This window comes from Paenibacillus sp. FSL R7-269, assembly GCF_000517865.1.
Classification (GTDB): Bacteria; Bacillota; Bacilli; order Paenibacillales; family Paenibacillaceae; genus Paenibacillus_AQ.
The window spans coordinates 1-18,881 of the sequence record NZ_ASPS01000027.1; the positions used below are offsets into that span (position 1 = coordinate 1).

The 18,881-nt window shown below is 54.3% G+C and carries 20 protein-coding genes; 3 read left to right on the forward strand and 17 right to left on the reverse strand.

The window, feature by feature from the left end; translation table 11 throughout:
• Positions 1-154 precede the first annotated feature (154 nt).
• From C162_RS13440 to C162_RS13500, 13 genes are all read right to left on the reverse strand, one after another.
• Positions 155-1,066 carry a PHP domain-containing protein gene (locus C162_RS13440; RefSeq protein ID WP_051493469.1) on the reverse strand — a complete coding sequence of 304 codons (912 nt, stop codon included), beginning with the start codon at positions 1,064-1,066 and terminating at the stop codon, positions 155-157.
• 72 nt (positions 1,067-1,138) lie between these two features.
• Positions 1,139-2,038 (reverse strand): selenium metabolism-associated LysR family transcriptional regulator, encoded by a 900-nt coding sequence (locus C162_RS13445; RefSeq protein ID WP_036694991.1) that lies wholly within the window; start codon positions 2,036-2,038, stop codon positions 1,139-1,141.
• A 93-nt stretch (positions 2,039-2,131) separates the two neighbouring features.
• Positions 2,132-2,569, reverse strand: coding sequence for a hypothetical protein (locus tag C162_RS13450; protein WP_036694992.1), 438 nt, complete (start codon positions 2,567-2,569; stop codon positions 2,132-2,134).
• Positions 2,570-2,687: 118 nt separating this feature from the next.
• On the reverse strand, positions 2,688-3,656 hold the full coding sequence (locus C162_RS13455) for a GGDEF domain-containing protein (protein WP_036694993.1): 969 nt from the start codon (positions 3,654-3,656) through the stop codon (positions 2,688-2,690).
• Entirely contained in the window at positions 3,637-4,545 is a 909-nt protein-coding gene (locus C162_RS13460) for an EAL domain-containing protein (RefSeq protein WP_036694994.1), read from the reverse strand. Before C162_RS13460 ends, C162_RS13455 begins: the two co-directional genes overlap by 20 nt.
• A gap of 128 nt (positions 4,546-4,673) precedes the next feature.
• Positions 4,674-5,924 (reverse strand): MFS transporter, encoded by a 1,251-nt coding sequence (locus tag C162_RS13465; protein ID WP_036694995.1) that lies wholly within the window; start codon positions 5,922-5,924, stop codon positions 4,674-4,676.
• Positions 5,925-6,082: 158 nt separating this feature from the next.
• Positions 6,083-6,562, reverse strand: coding sequence for a MarR family transcriptional regulator (locus C162_RS13470; protein WP_036694996.1), 480 nt, complete (start codon positions 6,560-6,562; stop codon positions 6,083-6,085).
• 63 nt (positions 6,563-6,625) lie between these two features.
• Positions 6,626-6,889 (reverse strand): YlbG family protein, encoded by a 264-nt coding sequence (locus C162_RS13475; protein WP_036694997.1) that lies wholly within the window; start codon positions 6,887-6,889, stop codon positions 6,626-6,628.
• A 42-nt stretch (positions 6,890-6,931) separates the two neighbouring features.
• Positions 6,932-7,369, reverse strand: a complete 438-nt coding sequence (locus C162_RS13480; protein ID WP_036694998.1) for a YlbF family regulator — start codon at positions 7,367-7,369, stop codon at positions 6,932-6,934.
• Positions 7,370-7,415: 46 nt separating this feature from the next.
• Positions 7,416-9,665: a helicase-associated domain-containing protein gene (locus C162_RS13485; protein ID WP_036694999.1), complete on the reverse strand. Its 2,250-nt coding sequence runs from the start codon at positions 9,663-9,665 to the stop codon at positions 7,416-7,418.
• A complete protein-coding gene (locus C162_RS13490) occupies positions 9,665-11,380 on the reverse strand; it encodes a DNA repair helicase XPB (protein ID WP_036695000.1) in 1,716 nt (571 codons plus the stop codon). Before C162_RS13490 ends, C162_RS13485 begins: the two co-directional genes overlap by 1 nt.
• Before the next feature lie 134 nt (positions 11,381-11,514).
• The gene (locus tag C162_RS13495; protein ID WP_036695001.1) at positions 11,515-11,949 is read right to left on the reverse strand and encodes a CBS domain-containing protein; all 435 of its coding nucleotides are present in this window, start codon (positions 11,947-11,949) and stop codon (positions 11,515-11,517) included.
• A 64-nt stretch (positions 11,950-12,013) separates the two neighbouring features.
• Positions 12,014-13,195: an amidohydrolase gene (locus tag C162_RS13500; protein ID WP_036695002.1), complete on the reverse strand. Its 1,182-nt coding sequence runs from the start codon at positions 13,193-13,195 to the stop codon at positions 12,014-12,016.
• Between the two features lie 240 nt (positions 13,196-13,435).
• On the opposite strand from C162_RS13500, the gene C162_RS13505 reads away from it, so the two are divergent.
• The gene (locus C162_RS13505; RefSeq protein ID WP_036695003.1) at positions 13,436-13,783 is read left to right on the forward strand and encodes a YugN family protein; all 348 of its coding nucleotides are present in this window, start codon (positions 13,436-13,438) and stop codon (positions 13,781-13,783) included.
• Entirely contained in the window at positions 13,780-15,048 is a 1,269-nt protein-coding gene (gene ftsW, locus C162_RS13510) for a putative lipid II flippase FtsW (protein WP_036695004.1), read from the forward strand. The genes C162_RS13505 and ftsW overlap by 4 nt, the downstream gene beginning before the upstream one ends.
• A 98-nt stretch (positions 15,049-15,146) precedes the next feature.
• On the opposite strand, the gene C162_RS13515 is transcribed toward ftsW, so the two are convergent.
• Positions 15,147-15,512: an Asp23/Gls24 family envelope stress response protein gene (locus tag C162_RS13515; protein WP_036695005.1), complete on the reverse strand. Its 366-nt coding sequence runs from the start codon at positions 15,510-15,512 to the stop codon at positions 15,147-15,149.
• Between the two features lie 154 nt (positions 15,513-15,666).
• On the opposite strand from C162_RS13515, the gene cax reads away from it, so the two are divergent.
• Entirely contained in the window at positions 15,667-16,737 is a 1,071-nt protein-coding gene (gene cax / locus C162_RS13520) for a calcium/proton exchanger (RefSeq protein ID WP_036695006.1), read from the forward strand.
• A 148-nt stretch (positions 16,738-16,885) separates the two neighbouring features.
• On the opposite strand, the gene C162_RS13525 is transcribed toward cax, so the two are convergent.
• The 3 genes from C162_RS13525 to C162_RS13535 form a co-directional block, all read right to left on the reverse strand.
• Entirely contained in the window at positions 16,886-17,188 is a 303-nt protein-coding gene (locus C162_RS13525) for a YlaN family protein (RefSeq protein WP_036695007.1), read from the reverse strand.
• A 181-nt stretch (positions 17,189-17,369) separates the two neighbouring features.
• A complete protein-coding gene (locus C162_RS13530) occupies positions 17,370-17,612 on the reverse strand; it encodes an HPr family phosphocarrier protein (RefSeq protein WP_036695008.1) in 243 nt (80 codons plus the stop codon).
• Between the two features lie 140 nt (positions 17,613-17,752).
• On the reverse strand, positions 17,753-18,868 hold the full coding sequence (locus C162_RS13535; RefSeq protein ID WP_036695009.1) for an aminopeptidase: 1,116 nt from the start codon (positions 18,866-18,868) through the stop codon (positions 17,753-17,755).
• Between the last annotated feature and the right edge of the window lie 13 nt (positions 18,869-18,881).

The window sequence follows — 18,881 nt, forward strand, 5'->3', positions numbered from 1 at the left end:
CATACCAAAATCCCCTCCAAGTTCACTCATTTCCTCATGTTAACACATGAGGTTTTTTTCGAGTGTCTACTTCAAGGGGATAATACCACATTCGCTAAGGGTCGGAGGTTTTTGGTGTCTTGTGTCTTGTGTCTTACTTCTTATGTCCTGCGGATCAGCCTCTGGCAGCCTTAAGCTGCTCCAGCACAGCGGCAGGCACACTCACACTGCCGATATCCCCGTGGAAAACAACGCCCTGCCGCGCACCGTGGAAATCCGAGCCGCCGGTAACCCGCAGGCCGAATTCCGCAGCCAGTGCAAGGTAGCGCTCATGCTCTGCCGGGCCATGGTCGGAATGGTACACCTCGATGCCGTCCAGATCACATTGCTCCACGATACTGCGTACCAGTGCGTCATCTCCATAGATTCCCGGATGGGCCAGCACCGCTGCACCGCCTGCTTCACGAATCCACTCGCAGGCTGTCCCCGGTGTAATGCGCGGTGGCGAGACATAAGCCGCCGCCCCTTCGCCCAGATACTTGTCGAAGGCATCCCGCATATCTACGGCTGCACCCAACCGTACCAGCTCATCCGCGATGTGCGGCCGGCCGATGCTCTCATCAGGCTTCAGCTCGCGGCCCAGCCCGGCCACTACCTGATCCAGAGTGATCGCAATGCCCAGTCCGCGCAGCTTCTCCATAATCGCTTCATTCCGCCCAAGCCGGGTTCCCCGCTGCTCCTCCAGGCGGGACAGCAGCAGTTCCTGCTCTATGTCGACATAGTAACCGAGGACATGGATCTCTTTGCCGCCCTGCCGTGTGCTGATCTCAACACCAGGGACCACAGTAATCCCGTACCGCTTGCCTGCTTCCAGCGCTTCCGCTATTCCGCTGACCGTGTCATGGTCAGTAATGGCTACTGCGGTCAAACCAGCCTCATAGCCAAGCCGTACATTCTCAGACGGCGGCTGCATGCCGTCCGAGGCCTGGGTATGGGTGTGCAGGTCGCATCTTCCTGCTGAGTCAGCAAGACCTTCCGTAGCTAACGCAGCCACTGATAGCCCGCTATGAATTTTATGGTCTGTCATCGAATTCCTCCATTCTTTCAATTAGGTTTACCTGCTTTCATGCAGCTAGACGCAGCTAGCTATGCATATCCGTTACTGTCCGCCGGCATGCTGGCGCAGGAAGCTCAGGAAGGTTACCGCCGAGATCGGCAATAAGGTCGATTTCAGATGAATCGCGTAGAATTGCCGTTTGAAGGAGGCATCCGTCAGATTAACAATTTTCAGCAGGCCGAGTGCCACTTCATGCTTGACGGAGGAGGTCGAGATGATCGTAATCCCCAGCCCCGCCTCTACCGCCGACTTCACCGCTCCCGTACTGCCCAGCTCCATCACAATTTGCATCGCCGCAGGATCTAGTCCGTTAGCCTCAAGCTGCTCCTCCATCACCCGCCGTGTGCCCGAACCGCGTTCACGCAGCACGAATGGGTAGGCGAGCGCCTGCGCCAGCGTCACTTCCGCCTGGCCGGCCAGCGGATGCTCCCCGGGAACGATCAGCTTCAGCTCATCGCCCATTACCGGTTCAATCACCATGTCCGGATGGGAGACCGGCGCTTCAATCAGCCCGAAATTGAGCTGATGCTTATGAATCTCATCCATAATCTGTGAAGTGTTCATCACCTTCATCATAATCGAGATATTCGGATACTCCTTACCGAAGGGCCCCAGCAGGCGGGGAAGCACATATTCGCCGATGGTCAGGCTGGCTCCTAGCATCAGGCGGCCCTCCAGCATGTGGGTGAAGGCCGACATCGCCTGATCTGTCTCACGCATCAGCTGCATACTGCGCACCGCGAACGGCATCAGCGTCAGGCCGGCCTCAGTGAGTATGATTTTTTTGGTGGAGCGGTCGAACAGCTTGGTTCCGAAATAATCCTCCAGCGCCTGAATCTGCATGGTCACCGCAGGCTGTGTCATATGCAGAGTCTGCGCCGCTGCCGAGAAGCTGCCCCGTTCAGACACAGTATAAAAAATATGAAGCTGATGAAAATTCATACGTTACTGACTCCTTCGCTAATTACAGTTGTAGAGTGTAGAGCAAAAAAGGCACGCAGCCTTAAGCCGCTTGCCTCCCTCGTTTCAAGTATCCTACTTGCGCCTGCGGCGTTTCTTGGACAGCTTCATGTGCCGGGAATGACGCAGCCAGGAATAGTATCTCTTGAGATCCCGAAGCTGCGGAGTCACCGATATTTTGCCCAGAAAAGACACGATCACCATGACATACAGCGGCTCTCCGGAGAGGGCACTGACGCCCTCAAGCTGCCTGAAATCAGCCACGATCACCGTATCATTATCAATCAGATAGGCATTATAATCACTGTTCGAATATGGCCTCAGCCGGTTCTGCTTCAGGGCTTGCCAAATCCAGGCGGTCACCTCTACATTCCCGCTGTCCTCAGCAGCTACCCGGTCCGCATAACGGCTCTTGGCATGCCGGGTCAATACGATGTCGGCAATCCCGTAGTTATTCAGCATGATATGGAAGGGTTCGTGCACCCCCCACCAGTCCATCCCCTTGCCCTGCATAGTCATCACACTCCACGTAAAAAGGGTCTTGGCATGCTCTTATTGTTGTCAATCTTACCGCACTTACGGCCGTTGTTCAAGCATACCGCCATCCCCGGGAGACTTACATGGCGTAACCTCAGCTGCCCGTCCGGTGCATACTGACATCGCTGTCATCGACGTAGCTGCTGCCTCTGATCATTTTGCAGCTTTTTTTGAAGCGGGCCGCCTCTACCGACAGCTCTTCAATGGAGGCAAACCGGCGGCTGCGGTTCGTAACCACGGCAATCGAGATCGAGACCAGCGGGATCTCCTCCAGTTGTCCCGAACGGCTCTCGGTCAGCACATATTTCTGGGCCAGATGCCCGGCATGATAGAAATCCTTAACCGCCATATCAAACGCCGCGATAATGCTTCTGCAGCATTCCTCATAGTGATAATCGCTGATAAAAATAATAAAATCATCCCCGCCGATATGCCCCAGGAATCCGTTCATCCGCAGCGCCTCATGCTTCAGCAGCTCCGCAGTGGCCTGAATCATCCGGTCGCCTTCCTTGAAACCGTAGGTGTCGTTGTATGCCTTGAAATGGTCAAGATCGATGTAGAGTACACTGAATTCATCCTGAAGCAGCGTCTTCACCATCCACTCGGTAATACTGATATTCCCCGGCAGCCCCGTTAACGGATTCAGGAAGCTGGCGGCCACCGCCTGAATCTCCGCGAAGTTAAGCAGCAGATCCCTTACGCTAACCGCACCGAACAGGGCCTTTTCGTGAGTCACGATCACATAGTCATACAGATTCTCTTCCTGCCTCGACATCGCCTGCCTGCTTACCTCGATAATGGGCGTGTTATAGTCCACCACCAGCGGATTTTTGTCCATCACCAGCTCTACAGGTCTGCCCATATAGAGCGTATATCCGTATAGCGTACCTATTTTCTGATAAAAGCTGATCCTCATAATCAATCCGGCAGTCCGCCCGTTTTCCGTGACGGCTACGCCTTGGAGCTGGGGATTGCTTTTAAAAATCTGGTCCACAAACCCGCATTTATGATGAATCGAAATGTCCGGGATTTGTTCAGCGATTTCACCGATCTGAAGAAACATGCTTACACCCTCCCTTGACTGGATACGGAAGCACCGGAGACGGAAGTGCTCCACGCTCAGGCCGGTGAGCCGGTCTCCCAAGCGCATAGCCCTGACCATATTCCACCCCCGCCATCTGTAAAAAATGCAGCTCCGGCGCTGTCTCAATCCCCTCGGCAATCACCCGGGTAGAGGAACGGTCGGCATATTCCCGGACCAGTCCCAGCAGCTCCTGTTGCTCCCGGCTGGTATGAATTCCCCGGATGAGGGACTTGTCCAGCTTGATGAATTCCGGCTTCAGATAGACCAGCGTCTTGAGACTGTTGTAGCCGGAGCCGGCATCATCCACTGCAATGCGGAAGCCCTGCTCGCGGTAATGGGACAGTACCTTTTCAAACCGGACATAATCCTGCACCGCCTGACGCTCTGTCAGCTCGAAGACGATCCGCTCCGGCGCAAGCCCCAGCTCCTTCAGATAGGCCAGCGTCTCTCCGCTCTTGTGGCGGGGGTCATACAGCACACCAGGCTGCACATTCACGAACAGCAGCTCCCCGTTCCCGGCCTCTGCCTCCGGCAGCCGCTCCATGTACCGGGATAGCGACATCCTCCGGCAGTACTGCTCGAAGCGGAACATCTGATCACTCCGTCCGGCAAAATCATAAAAATGCTCCGTGCTCGGAAACTGCGGCGAAGCGGGCGGACGGTTCAGCGCCTCATGTCCCAGCGTCTCCCCGCTCCGCAAATGCAGAATCGGCTGAAAATACGTATCCAGCAATTCATGCTCCATAATATCCAGCAGCACAGCTAATCTGCCCAGCTCCTGAACCTCATCCCTGAATCTCCCGCTCATATATCTCAGATATTGCGGCAATGCCGCAAGCTTGCGGGACAGGGTTCCTGTCTTATTCATCTAATCCCCCGTATGCTTGTCTTCGTGAATTCAATAACACTCTCCTCAGCATAGATTGGAATTATTAAGCAGGGATAAACTTCGGGACGGGGCATTGCCTTCTGCGCACCTTTTTTCACACTAACGACTTATTTCGACAATACTTCTGTCCGGTTAATTGTATAGAGCACAGGGATCGCCGCTCCAATGAGGATCACCCCCATAAATGCCGGTGCAGCCGGTCCAAGTGACACGTAGAGCTGTCCTCCAACCAGCGGCCCGATCATTCTCGCCAGTGCCTGAATCGATTGACTGCCCCCTTGAACCCGTCCCTGCTCGCCCGCAGCGGCAGATTTGGACAGCATTCCGTTGAACGAAGGCCCGAAGACCGAATCGCCGAAGCCGAAGATAAACATCCCTGCGATAAAAAGAGGATAAAAGGCGAATAAGGCCGACAACGCAAACAGGACGTAGCCAACAATTTCGGAGACCATTCCGAGGAGGGCTATTTGCCTGTCAGTGTATCTTTTGAGGAGCTTTGGCATAATGAATCCTTGGGACAGGATATCCTGCAAGCCCATGATGGAGAACATCACTCCAATGATCACCGGCTTCCAGCTGAAATTATCCAACGTGAACTGTGAAAAAATAGCCTGGAATGATCCATTCGGTATCCATAGCAGGAACGCGGAGACAAGCAGCCTGTTAAGGTTCTTCATGGACAGCAGGTTCGCAAGCTGCGAGAAGGGATTCAGCCTGACTAAGGGGATTACCTTCAGTCTCTTACTTTTCTCCAGACTCTCCGGCATGAACAGGAAGCCATAACCCACATTCAGTAATGTTACGGCTGCGCCAGCATACATGGGCACCGAATACCCGAACTTGGCCAGCAGCCCGCCCATAGATGGACCGATAATCGTCCCCGCCCCTACCACCGCACTCACCCAGCCGAAGTACTTGGTCCGCTGCTCCGGCGGAAGGATGTCTGCAAAATAAGCGAAGATTGTACCGATGCTCCCGCCTGTGATCCCTTCAATGATCCGCCCGGCGAACAGCACCCACAAAGCCCCTCCAAGGCCAAATATGAAGTAACCGGCAGCAGAACCCAGCAGGCATAGGAGAAGCAGCGGACGCCGTCCGTATTTATCACTCAGCGCACCCAGCACAGGCGCCGCACAGAACAGGCAGGCCGCATACGCTGAAGTCAGCAGGGTAACTATCACCGCTTGTTTTCCGGGATCGCTAATGTAAGGCTGGACGAGGAACGGAACCACAGGAGCGATGATACTGAAGCCTATTCCGCATAAAAACACTGAGATTAGACCGAATATAAGCGCGTGCTTATCTACCTTTGGTTCTGAAGATTGATCTTGATGGTGATCAGATCTGGATGTGGACATGTATCTTCTCTCCTTAGAGCTTATGATTTGTTTCCTAAGAAACAATATCATCCTAACACATTTTTGATTCCATGGAAACAAAATATTAACCATAAAAAAACACCCTGCCGGGTGAAGGTAGCTCTGATGAAATATTTTGCCTCAGTCTGGAGGGGAAATTAATCTTCTTCCGTACTGTTCTCCGGCTCCTGCTTCTTAATCTCTTCATCCAAATGCTTATTATACTTCTCCATGAAGCTGAGCATACCGGCATACTGGCTGTCGGTCACCTGCTCAAACACAGGTCTGTCCCGCTCCCGGAACTCACGGTGCAAGTCGTCATGGATCTGATATACAGCCATCCCTTGAACAGTAAGCCTGAAATAGATTTCCTTCTGATTGTCCGGCTTCTGGTAGCTCTCAATAAGCCCCTTATGCAGGAGCTTCCGTGTAATCTTGCTGATCGCCCCCCTGGTCATGTACAAGGCCTCTGCAAGCTTGGTTACGTTGGCGTCCGGATGTGTTCCGATGTATTCAATGCAGTGTACCTCAGAGGGTTTATTGCCCTTAAGGCTGATCTCCATCTTCGACTTGTTCAGCCAGTTCATCTTATTGAATAATTCCCGGAAAGCGGTTAAGACCTGTTCTTCTTTGTTCATTGCGGGTCCCCCTCAAAAAAACAGACGCCAGCGGCGTCTGTCTAAATAACCTTTATCCCTGAACTACAGACCGTAGTACTTGGACTTGTCCGGTCCGTTGCTGGTATATTCCGTCTTCAGTTCATTGCGGTACGAACGCTCAATCTTGCGCACATAAGAAAGTCTGCGGACATTCTTCATGACTTCCTCAGCGCGCTCCGCATTGACGTACATTACCGCATAGTGCATTTTACGGGAAACGTAGTGCAGTGTGCCGTACTTCTCCAGGTTGCGCGCTGCCTTGACGTCGCTAACCCATACAATATAACCTGTCCGTTCCGCAAACATAAGCTCATCCGCCTCTCTTTCTCTATCTCCTCATGGGTCAGCTTATCCGCAGGAGCATTTACCGCCGCTGCCGCATCCGCCTTTGGGGGAGGGGTCATTACTGGGAACCTTAATGCTGTCCGAGACCGAGAATGCGATCGCCTCAGACATGGAATGAAGAATATCATCCAGCGTCTTCTCCGCATTCTTGAACCGGACCACTGCTTCGAACTGCTCCAGTTCCCGCTCTACAGCCTCAACCTCATCCTTGGCCGAGTGATAGTTCGGGTGAAAATGACCAAACCGCTGTGTCTCGTCAAACAGCTCCTTCTTGCTTTGCAGCCGCTTGATCATGGCCTGGATTTGGGGATGGTTATCCACCTGTCCCTTCCAGTATAGGTAATCCGACACTTCTGCGGATTGATTAATCATATCGCCTAATTCATAGGCGTATGTCAGCACTTCGGCCATATCGACCGTATTTAATTCCGCTACGCTCATGAACTTCAACTCTTTTCTGCATTTAATGTTCTACCGCAGCGATAGACTACCTTATCATAACATATCCGCCCGCCTCAGCAGAAGAAGAATTTCTGTCCTTTAGCGGATGCAGCAGCTGAATTTCCTGCCAGTCTTCCGCTGCAAGCTCTGTCTCCTCTGCCGTCTCCGTTCCCGGAAGCAGCAGAATGCCCCTTACCTTCCATGGACGTCCGCTGATCCGCTCTGGAATGAAATCCGCCGCCTTGCCCCCGTAGGAGATCCGGACCTTGATTCCCCAGCTTAGGGCTTGCTCCATTACCTTTTGCGCTGTGGTGACATGATACTGCCTCCACTGATTGAACCACATCTGCGGCACGGCCTCCTCACCCGGCAGCTCCAGTATCGAGAGGCCACCTCTATCCAGCGGCAGGAGCTTCGGGGAGGGTCCTGTTCCCAGCAAGCCCCGTTCCCCGGCTGCGGCAGGAAGCACGTAACGCTCCATTGGCCCGGACAGTTCAAACACTTGGGGGTGGGCGGCAGGCCCGTTCTGATTCCCTGCCTTTACGGACGGTGCCAGACCGGCGGCGGCAAGCTCCTTGCGCAGCTGCCCGGCAGCCTCCGGCCGGACGATGAAGTGGAGCGGGCCGATCCGGGTAACGATGTCCTGCAGCCGGGGATGGGCGGCGATATCCTCGCCCTCCTGCTCTCCGGCGCAGGACAGCAGGAGAACCTCCGCCAGCTCAGTCCGTCCGATCGCTCTGGCCCACTGCCGGAGCGCCAGTTCGATCTGCTCCGGCAATCCTCCGGCGGCATGGGCGTTCAGCCAGGAGATCACCTCACCCGGAACGAAGCCCTGGTCCGCTGCCGCTTTCAGCCGCTCCCGGGTCAACCGGAAGCTCCAGATATCGTCGTGATGCATTAGCTCCGCACACCCGGCCAAGGTCCAGCGCACCGTATAAGGGACCTCCGGCGGAACCAGCACCTCGAAATCCGGCTGGACTATGAAGCCGGGGGATGCTGAAGCCGGTGCTTGCCGCAGGGGCTCCTGCGCAGCCTCTGCTGCTACGGGACTCTGTGGGCTGAAAACGGTGTCTTGAGCTTCGGAGGCGCTGTCTAGGTCTGCAAGTTCTGAGTTGTTGCCTGCTGTTTCTATGTCACTGTCTACTTGACTTAGGTTTCTACACACTGTTGTTTGGACTCTATCTTGTGGTTTGGTGCCGCTGGCAGCGGTATTTGGGATGCTTTCTGCTATGCTTGGGCTGTTTACGAATATTCTTGGGCTGCTGCTGGTTGTTTCTGTGTCACTGTCTTCTTCCTCTGCCCCCTCTTGATGCTGCGGGATTGTCCCTAGACTACGTCCCGTTAGCTGCGGCTTCACTGCCTTCCAGCGGAAGCACGCCTCCCCTTCCGTTGAAGAGCCCAGCTCACACCAGCCAAAAGCAGCCAGAAGGCGAATCCAGGCACTTGCTGCCCGCTTAAGCCCTGAGTCTGAGTCTGAGTCTGTCCCTGCCGTCCCCGGTACAGGTTGCTCCCCGGCAAGACCATTCTGTCTCATCCAGCTTAGAACAGGCGCTACCGCAAACCACTTGTCCGGCCAAAACTCCGTTGCCGAGAGAAAATGTCTGAAATGCTGTTCTTCAGGCAGCGGAGCACCATAACGGCTGATGACCAAGGTATAGAGTATATCAGTCATCTCTTGTGCGGTAAGCGCCAGCCAGCGTTGCAGCATCGGTCTGTCTACTACATACCCGCTGCTGTCGCGGGTAATCAGCCCCAGTACGTTCTGCAGATCAATGATTAATGTAACCGGCAGCGGATAGCTCTGGTGACCGGTGGAGGACTCAAGGAGGGCCAGAGACTCCTCCGGTATGGACAACCTTCCGGCTAACCGGCTGAGCTGCTTCTTTTGTATCACTCCCTTAGATGTCAGCGGCAGGCCTTCCCGGGCTATGAACAGCAGGCCTTGAAATAACTCCCCTGCCAGTTCTGAACACGCCGCATGCTCAACCCGTACTGCCCCCTCCACCTGTACCTGAGGGCAACCCGTCCAGAAGCTCCGAAGGATCAAGGGATACTGCTGTTGTGGAATCTGATACAGCCTCTCGCCCCACACCTTCTGCCGCAGCTCCAGCATCCCTGCTTGAAGCAATTCGTCCAAGGCAAGCATCTGCTCGGCCCGGCACAGGAATTCAGGCCGCAGACGCTCTATAGAATCTGCTGTACACGGCGAAGCCGCATGCTCTGCCGCTATTCGCAGCAGCACTTCACAAGCGTCCGCAGACAGTCTGCTAATATCATCTGCCGGTTCCAGTTCCATCAGAGAACAACTCCTTCCGCCGGGTCCAGCATCCGAACCCCGTATTCATAGCCTTGCTCTGTCAGGAACATCCGGCGGCGCAGGGCGAAGTCCTGCTCCCGGCTGTCTCCCGTAACCAGTGTGTAGAAATACGCCCGGTTATCCCCCGGCTTCGGACGAAGGATGCGGCCCAGCCGCTGAGCCTCCTCCTGCCGGGAACCGAAGGCGCCGGATACCTCAATTGCCACTGAGGCATCCGGGAGATTCACAGCAAAGTTCGCCACCTTGGAGACGATTAACACCGGCAGCTTGCCTTCATTGAACGCAGCGTACAGTGCATTCCGCTCCTTCTGGGGAGTCTTGCCCGTGATCAGCGGGGCCGCAAGCAGCGCCGCCATCTGCTCCAGCTGGTCGAGGTACTGGCCGATCACCAGAATCGCCGCTGCGGGATGCGCCGCAGCAATCACCGCTGCCGCATGCGTCTTGGCCTGATTGCCCGCAGCCAGCCGGAACTGTTCCTTCGCCCCGGCATACAAATACTGCTGCCGCAGCTTCTGGCTCATCGGGACGATGACCTCGATGCAGTCGACAGCTGCAATCCATCCCTGCCGCTCCAGCACCTTCCAGGGCAGGTCATAGCATCTCGGGCCGATCAGGGAGAACACATCCCCCTCCCGCCCGTCCTCCCGGACCAGCGTTGCTGTAAGCCCCAGCCGCCGCGTAGCCTGAATATCTGCGGTCGCCCGGAAGACAGGTGCCGGAAGCAGATGGACCTCGTCATAGATAATCAGCCCCCAGTTCCGTTCATGGAACAGATTCATGTGGACGAACGCTCCTCCCTTGGAGCGCCTGTGGGTCAGCATCTGATAGGTTGTAACGGTTACAGGCCGCACCTCCCGGTGCTCTCCCGTGTATTCCCCGACCTCATCTTCGCTCAGCGAGGTCCGCAGCAGCAGCTCCCCGCGCCACTGTTCCACAGAAGTCGTACTCGAAGTAAGGATCAGCGTCTCACACTGCAGCTGCTCCAGCACAGCAAGGCCCACAACGGTCTTGCCTGCCCCGCAGGGCAGAACCACCACACCGCTGCCGCCATGTCCGCCGGTCCCCTGGAACTTTCGGACAGCCTCCCGTTGATAATCCCGGAGCTCGAACCCACTGCTGCTGCCTGCTTGGACATTGTTCCCCAGAGATTCCCGCCAGGCTAACTTCAGCTGCCGCCCGTCCCGATACCCTGCGTAGTCAAGAACCGGATAGCCCAGTCTAGTCAACTCCTGCTTCAGCAGCCCCCGGTTCATCTTCGGACAATGGCTATGCAGCTCTCCGGCCCGGCGCAGGCCCAGCTCCTTCAGCTTCTGAGAGTCATTCAGTTCATCCAGCAGACTCGCCCGGTCAGCGGTTAATGTTACAAGCTGTGAATCAGTGTCATCCGCATGCAGGTGCAAGCTTCCGTAACGGGACATCAGCAGCTCCATCTCCCCCTCCACTTCGGAAGGAATACCCCACCTGGACAGCCTGCGGAGTCCTTCAATGACCTCTGCCGCTGTCTGTCCCCCGGCTGCGGCGTTCCATAGGGACAACGGTGAGATCCGGTAAGTGTGGTAGGCTGGAGGACTTTTGACAAGCTCGGCAAATCCGCTTAGAACCGCCCGCGCCTCCTCAGATCCCGGATGTCCGCATTCCAGCAGAATCGTCCGGTCGTTCCGTGTAATACATGGTCCTGCCCCTGCTCCGCTCATCCTGTTCCCTCCTTGTCTGCTATAGTGATACAATTCTCTTTTTACCTACCCTCATTTACTCATTCGACCCGCATCTCTCCCTACAACGAAAAAGCCCACCTCCGCCTAACGGATATGAGCCATTCGTCATTCTATTAATGCAGCTGCTGCCGCTGTGAGATTTCGTGAAGCGCCTCAGCAGCCTCATCTGCGAACATTCTCTTATTTGCCAAATCACCTAGGGAGACTACTCCGGTCAGCTTCTTGCCCTCTGTCACTGGAATGCGCCGGATCTGCGCCGAGGCCATCAGCTCAACCGCTTCCTCCACGGAGGCGGACTCCTGAACGGAGAGGACCTCCCGGCTCATGACTGTCTCCACGGCTGTTGAGCCGGGGTGCTTGGCCGCATACCCGCGGATGACCAGATCGCGGTCTGTAATCACACCAATCAGCGTTGCCCCGTCAGCCGAATCTACCACCGGAATGAAGCCTGTCCCACTATCTCTCATAGCGACGGCAACCTCGTAGATATTGTCCAGCAGAGTAACCGACACCGGCTGCGCGGTCATCAATTCTTTGACTGTCTTCAAGAATGAACCCTCCTGTCCACGTTACCATGGCATTTGAGAGTAGTTTTTCCTGTAGCGGTAACATTTATACGGATAATGACTCATTCAGACAGGAGTCGGCCATACCTACCAGCAGCTTCAAGCCATAGAGCATGGCATCCTCATCGAAATCAAATTTGCTGTGATGATGCGGATAGTCGGCATCCTTGGCCTCATTGCCCGCACCCACGAAGATGAAGCAGCCGGGAATCTCTTGAACATAATAGGAAAAGTCCTCCGCCGGCATTATCTTCTCCATCAGCATCACATTGGCATCTGTACCCAGCGCCTCAGGGGCAACACGGGCAAAACGTTTATACTCAGCAATGTCATTCACCAGGGGCGGATACCCCATCAGATAGTCCACCTTCGCCTCTGTACCATACGCTGCGGCCACGGACGCCGCCATTTCTTCAATTCGGCGGCGGATCAGATGACGCGTCTCTCCATCGAATGCCCGCACCGTCCCGGTAATACGGCAGCGCTCGGCAATGATATTCTGGGCCGAGCCGCCTTGAATCGTTCCTACGCTGACCACAGCAGGGCACAGCGGATCAACGTTGCGGCTGACAATCGTCTGCAGCCCGGTGACCAGTGCCGCACCGGCCACAAGGCTGTCTGCTGTGCGGTGGGGCATGCCCCCGTGTCCGCCCCGGCCGACCAGATCGATGAAGAACTCATCGGCCGAAGCCATCAGCGGCCCCGGCGCACTGCCTACCGTCCCCAGCGGGAACGGCGTCCATAGATGCAGCCCGTAGACGGCGTCCGCACCCGCAAGCACGCCTTCCGCAATCATGCCCACTGCGCCGCCGGGACAGACCTCTTCCGCCGGCTGGAACAGAAAGCGGATTTCCCCCCTCAGCTCCTCACGGCGGGAGCTGTAATACGCTGCTGCAGCCAGCAGCATGGCGGTATGCCCGTCATGCCCGCAGGCATGCATGACCCCGGGATGCTGTGAAGCATATTCCCGGCCGCTCTCCTCCGTAATATTCAGCGCGTCCATATCTGCACGCAGGACTACCGTTCTGCCGGACTCCCGGCCTTTAAGTATCCCTGTCAATCCGTAGCCTGCTGTACTTCGCCGGACCTCAATCCCCAGCTCCGTGAGCCTTGCCCCGACATAAGCGGAGGTCTCCTTCTCCTCATAGGACAGCTCCGGATGACGGTGCAGATGGCGGCGCCATTTGACCATTTCCGGGAGCAGCTCCTCGAACTTTAACCTCTCCATAACTCTCCATTCCCTTCTCGGACAGTATCCTGCGGATAAGCCTGCGGGGCAAGCCCTTGAGTTCAGTCCGCTCCGCAGCCTGCCAACTTTCTTTTATTGTAGCAGAAACGCAAAAAAGTGGGTATCGATCAGCCCGTTCTACCTTGCGCAACCCCCGGAAACAGACTATCATGAGGAAGAACAATAACAAATTTTAATTACAAATGAATCATTATACTTCATTAGGGGGAGTTGTGCGCTATGATATTTGAGAACACGGGCCTCGAAGGATTGAAGAGCGACCTTCTTTATCTCGACGAGAGTGCATCCAAAGCAGGATTCATCAGATGGCAATGGGAATACTACCGCGCGACTTATGACTGCAAGATAGAAGACCGCAAGGATGGCGGCGAATACTTCCTGCGCATTAATACCCGTGCTGTGGAAGGGAAGCTGGAGAAGGCGGACGCGGTGCTGGCGATTGAAGCCGTCTATCTGGGCAAGGCCACCTTCCCCCACGGACTGGAATATGAATCTCCGGTGCCTCAGCCGGTGCTTGAGGTAGCCCAGAAGCATATCGATGAATTGAAAGCGCTGCTGGAAGCTTGAGTACCGCGAAGGGAAAACCGGCCGCCAAAGCCAACCCGCCCAAAAGAGGAACGCCCGATTTCCAGCTGCTTATTCTCACCCTGTTGTTCGTAGGCTTCGGCCTGCTTATGGTGTTCAGCTCCAGCTCCAGCTTAACCCTTGCCAGCGGGAAATACAGCAATAATGCATTTTTCTTCGTCAAAAAACAATTGGTCTGGGCCGTGCTGGGTAGCTTCATCATGTTCGTTGTCATGAATATCCACTACAGCAAATTCAAGAAATGGTACGCCCCGATCTTCGTGATTACCCTCGTCCTGCTGCTGTTCGTAGCAACCACTGAGGGGATTAACGGCGCCAAGAGCTGGATGAGTATCGGAACCCTTGGGATTCAGCCTACCGAGCTGGCCAAGATCTCTATCATTCTCTACCTGGCTGCCCTGATCACCAAAAAAGGTGAACGCCTGCGCGATTTGCGGACAGGGTATATCCCGGTCATGATTATCGTCGGAATTGTCGCCGGACTGATTATGATGCAGCCCGATCTGGGCTCGTGCCTCATTCTAGTTGCAACCAGCGGACTTGTCATCTATGCCGGCGGTGCCAGCATGAAGCACATCATGGGATCGATCGCTCTGCTTGTTCTGGGGGTAGCCCTCGTCATAGGCGCGAAGGCAGCCATTGATTCCTTGTCCCCTCACACCGAGAAAGCTGAATTTCAGAAAGACTACAGACAGGGCCGCATTGAAGCCTTCCTTGACCCGGAGAAAGATGCCTCCGGCAGCGGCTACAATATTATGCAATCCCTGATCGCCCTTGGCGAGGGGGGAACACAAGGCTCCGGATTCGGACAGAGTATCCAGAAGCTGCATTATCTGCCGTATCCGTATACCGACTTTATCTTCTCCGTCATTGGTGAGGAGCTCGGCTTTGTCGGAACCGCGTTGTTCCTGCTGCTCTATCTGTACTTCATCTGGAGAGGGATTTTAATTTCACTGCGGTGCACCGATCCCTTTGGCACACTGGTCGGCATCGGGATTATGGGACTGATTGCCATTCAGGCCTTCATCAACATCGGCGGTGTCACTAATACGATCCCGATGACCGGGGTTACCTTGCCCTTTATCAGCTACGGCGGCTCCTCCCTGCTCGTCACCATGCTATGCATGGGGATTATGCTCAGCATCTCACGGGAGACCAACCGTCCTGCCAAGGAGGAAGTCGTGAAGTCTGTGACTACGGTCAGACAAGTGCGCAACAACAGAAGTGCAGGCACACGCGCACGCTAAGAGGCCACCTACATACAGATGAGGGTTGAGCCAAGTTGAAAGGCAGTCCGGAATATATTCCGGACTGCCTTTTGCATGGATGACTAATATAATTGTGCTTAAGAAATCTCGTCGTTCTTGAAGGCTACGCCTTCGACCTTAACGTTAACCTCTACGATGTGAAGTCCGGTCATACTCTCCACAGCCTCGCGAACATTCTGCTGAAGCATGCGGCACACTTCATGAATCGGCGTTTCGTACAGTACGATGATGCGCAGATCGACTGCAGCTTCCAATTGACCCACTTCGACAGTAACACCCTTCTGCACGTTCTTGCCGCTCAGGCGCTTTGCCCAGCCCTCTGACAAACCGCCAGACATAGCTGCAATTCCGGGAGTCTCAAGCGCGGCCAGGCCGGCAATTTTTGAGACAACGTCATTCGATATCCGTATATTTCCCAATTCCAGTTGAAGCTGTTCTGCCATGCCATATCCCCCCTACTCTCATTATCAATTATTGTAATTCCAAAGCAGGCTAAAAAGCAAATGACTTTCTCTCACCCCCGTTTACAGCCAGGAACAATTTGGGTATATTGATTATAAATTCAACCTACATATAGAGACTGGAGAGTGCTTACCCTTGAAAAAATGGATCTCACCGGCGCTGCTGGTCATCAGCTTCATCCTTAGCGCCATAGGGCATTACGCGAATTGGGATCATACGCTTCAGTTCGTATTGTCCGCCGTTTCAGTCATCTTCGTGGCCGGTTTCCTCGGCCGGGCCACTGAGAGTGTAGCCCACTACGCCGGACAGCGGCTTGGAGGGTTCCTGAACGCAACCTTCGGCAATGCGGCCGAGCTGATCATCGCCTTCTTCTTAGTCAAGGAAGGACTGTTTGACATGGTAAAAGCGAGTCTGACCGGCTCCATCATCGGCAACCTGCTGCTCGTCCTCGGACTTAGCATTTTTGCCGGGGGCATGAAGTTCAAGGTTCAGAACTTCAATGTCACACTCGCCGGTCTGAACGGCTCGCTGATGATTGTTGCGGTCATCGCCCTGTTCGTCCCGGCCATGTTCTTCAACACGCATTCCATCACTGAGAAAGACACTGATGTGCTTAGCCTTGTTGTTGCCGGCCTGCTGATTGCCGCCTACCTTGCCTGGCTGGTCTTCTCCATGATCACACACAAGAAGTATTTGGCGGATGTTACGGACGATACTGCGGAAGAGCTGCCGAATGAGCATGCTCCAGTCTGGTCCCGGAACCGTTCAATCCTCTATCTCGTCCTTGCCACTGTGATGGTCGCCTTCGTCAGTGAATGGCTGGTCGGAACGCTGGAGACTCTCACCGAACGCTTTGGCTTCAGCGAGCTGTTCGTCGGTGCATTCCTTGTAGCAATTATCGGTAACGCCGCAGAACACAGCGCTGCCATTATGCTCGCCATGAAGAACAAGATCGGAGCCGCAGTTGAGATCGCCGTAGGCAGCAGTCTGCAGATTGCCCTGTTCGTCGCTCCTGTGCTGATCTTCGCCAGTTATTTCATGGGCAACACCATGTCGATTGTGTTCACCACGATTGAGATCGTAGCCATTGCCGTATCGGTGTTCATCGCCAAATCGATTATTCAGGACGGCGCAACCAACTGGTACGAGGGTCTCCTGCTGCTGGCGGTCTACATGATTCTGGGCGTGTCTTTCTATTTGGTCTGATTGCCCTTCTGAGGCCCTATAGCTCCATTAAAAAAACGCACATGATCGACCCCCGGGTCCTTCATGTGCGTTTTGTTGAAAATATAAGAATTAAACGGAACCGTCCTTAACAAGGACGGCAATGCCGTTTCCACTTGATGACCGGGACTTACATCTCCCGCTCCTCAGCCTTCTTGTTCAGCGCCTCATACAGTACAGCCAAATTGCGTTCCAGCTTGCTCAGCACCTGCTTGCCTGTAAGCTCAGGCACCAGCCCCGCTCTGACCGCAAAATCGACCTCTCTGGAGAAGCCGTACATCTGGGTATCCAGCACTTCCTCATAGAGAGGGCAGTAACGGGTTGCCAAATTCTCCATCTGTACTTCAATGAGCTTCTGAATTTTATCGGCATCTTCTTGAAGAAGATTGATTGCTTTGATATTGAGCTGTTCCTGCAAATCCGATGAAGTCATGCATTTTCCCCCCCATGTCCAAAAGTTACAGCAGCGATTGCTTATTATTCTTAATATTAGTCGAAATTAGGACCTAATACAAGATTTCAGTTTGGGTTATTCCTGAAGTTCCTGCAAAATCACCCCGCTGCACAGCAAAGACGCCCAGCCGCAAGGCCGGACGTCTGAGAAGAAACTGGAATTACTCTGCTACTACTGTAAAATTCAAATTGTGTTTGGCAAAAACTTCGCTCATGGCTTTCTTGGCTTCCTCGGCATCTGTGCCATGTACATGCAGCTCGTAGCTTTGGCTGGATACCAGAGTAGTGAACAAGCCCAGGATGCTCTTAACATCAATGTACTTGTTGTCCGCTTGAAGAACGATAGATGAATTAAATTGGCTTGCTGTCTGTGCAATATCCACGATTGCCGCATTGTTGGACATAGGAATCCCTCCGCAACTTGATTATATACTTATGTTCACTTGTTACCAATTCCATGATACATTGAATCCGCTTACTCACGCAAGGTGTTTCTTGGAAACAGGCCATTACGTGCTTTTGGAATCACCGCTTTTGTACCATTTTATTTCAGGTTCTCCGGATTCAGACCTTCCAGTTCCGGCACCACAAAAATCCCATCCTTACGGATCAGCACATCGTCGAAGTAAATTTCGCCGCCGCCGTAATCAGGTCGCTGAATCAGCACGAGGTCCCAGTGAATGGACGAACGGTTGCCGTTATCCGTCACATCATAAGCCTGGCCCGGTGTGAAGTGCAGACTGCCGGCAATTTTCTCATCGAACAGAATATCCTTCATCGGATGCAGAATATAAGGGTTGAAGCCGATGGCGAACTCGCCGATATGGCGCGCGCCGTCATCGGAATCCAGAATTTCATTCAGCCGTGCGCTATCATTGCTGGTAGCCTCTACGATCCGGCCGTTCTCGAAAGTGAACTTCACATTCTCGAAGGTCACCCCGTTGTAGATTGATGCGGCATTATAGCTGATCGTTCCATTCACGGAATCACGGACAGGCGCGCTGTACACTTCTCCGTCCGGAATATTTTTCTGGCCGGAGCATTTCTCCGCCCCGATTCCCTTGATGGAGAATGTAAGGTCTGTTCCGGGACCTTCGATACGCACCTTGTCGGTTCTGCGCATAAGCTCAGCCAGCGAATCCTGGGCTTTGTCCATTTTGGCATAATCCAGGTTGCAGACTTCGAAGTAAAAGTCCTCAAAGGCCTCTGTGCTCGTGTTGGCGAGCTGGGCCATACTGGCGTTAGGGTAACGCAGCACCACCCATTTGGTGTGCTTAACGCGCTGTTCGCTATGTACCGGGTGGGAATACAGGGAGTTGTAGAGCTTCATGTTCTCTTCCGGCACATCGGACAGATCATTGACATTCTCACCGGCACGGATGCCGATATAGCAGTCCATCTGCTTCATCCGGTTCAAATCGATCTCTGCCCAGGTCTTGATTCCTTCAGGTGTTGCATATTTGAGCATACTGCGCAGAACTGTGCGGTCGGTCAGCTGCACAAATGCACGGCCTCCGGCCTTACCCACTTCCTCCACAACAGCTTTGATCAAATCTCGTTCACTGCCGATCATTTCGACGAGCACGTTCTCGCCAGGCTGTACGTTTACGGAGTAACCTACAAGGTTCGCCGCAAGCTTTTGAATCCGGGGATCATTCATCTGTCTCTCTCTT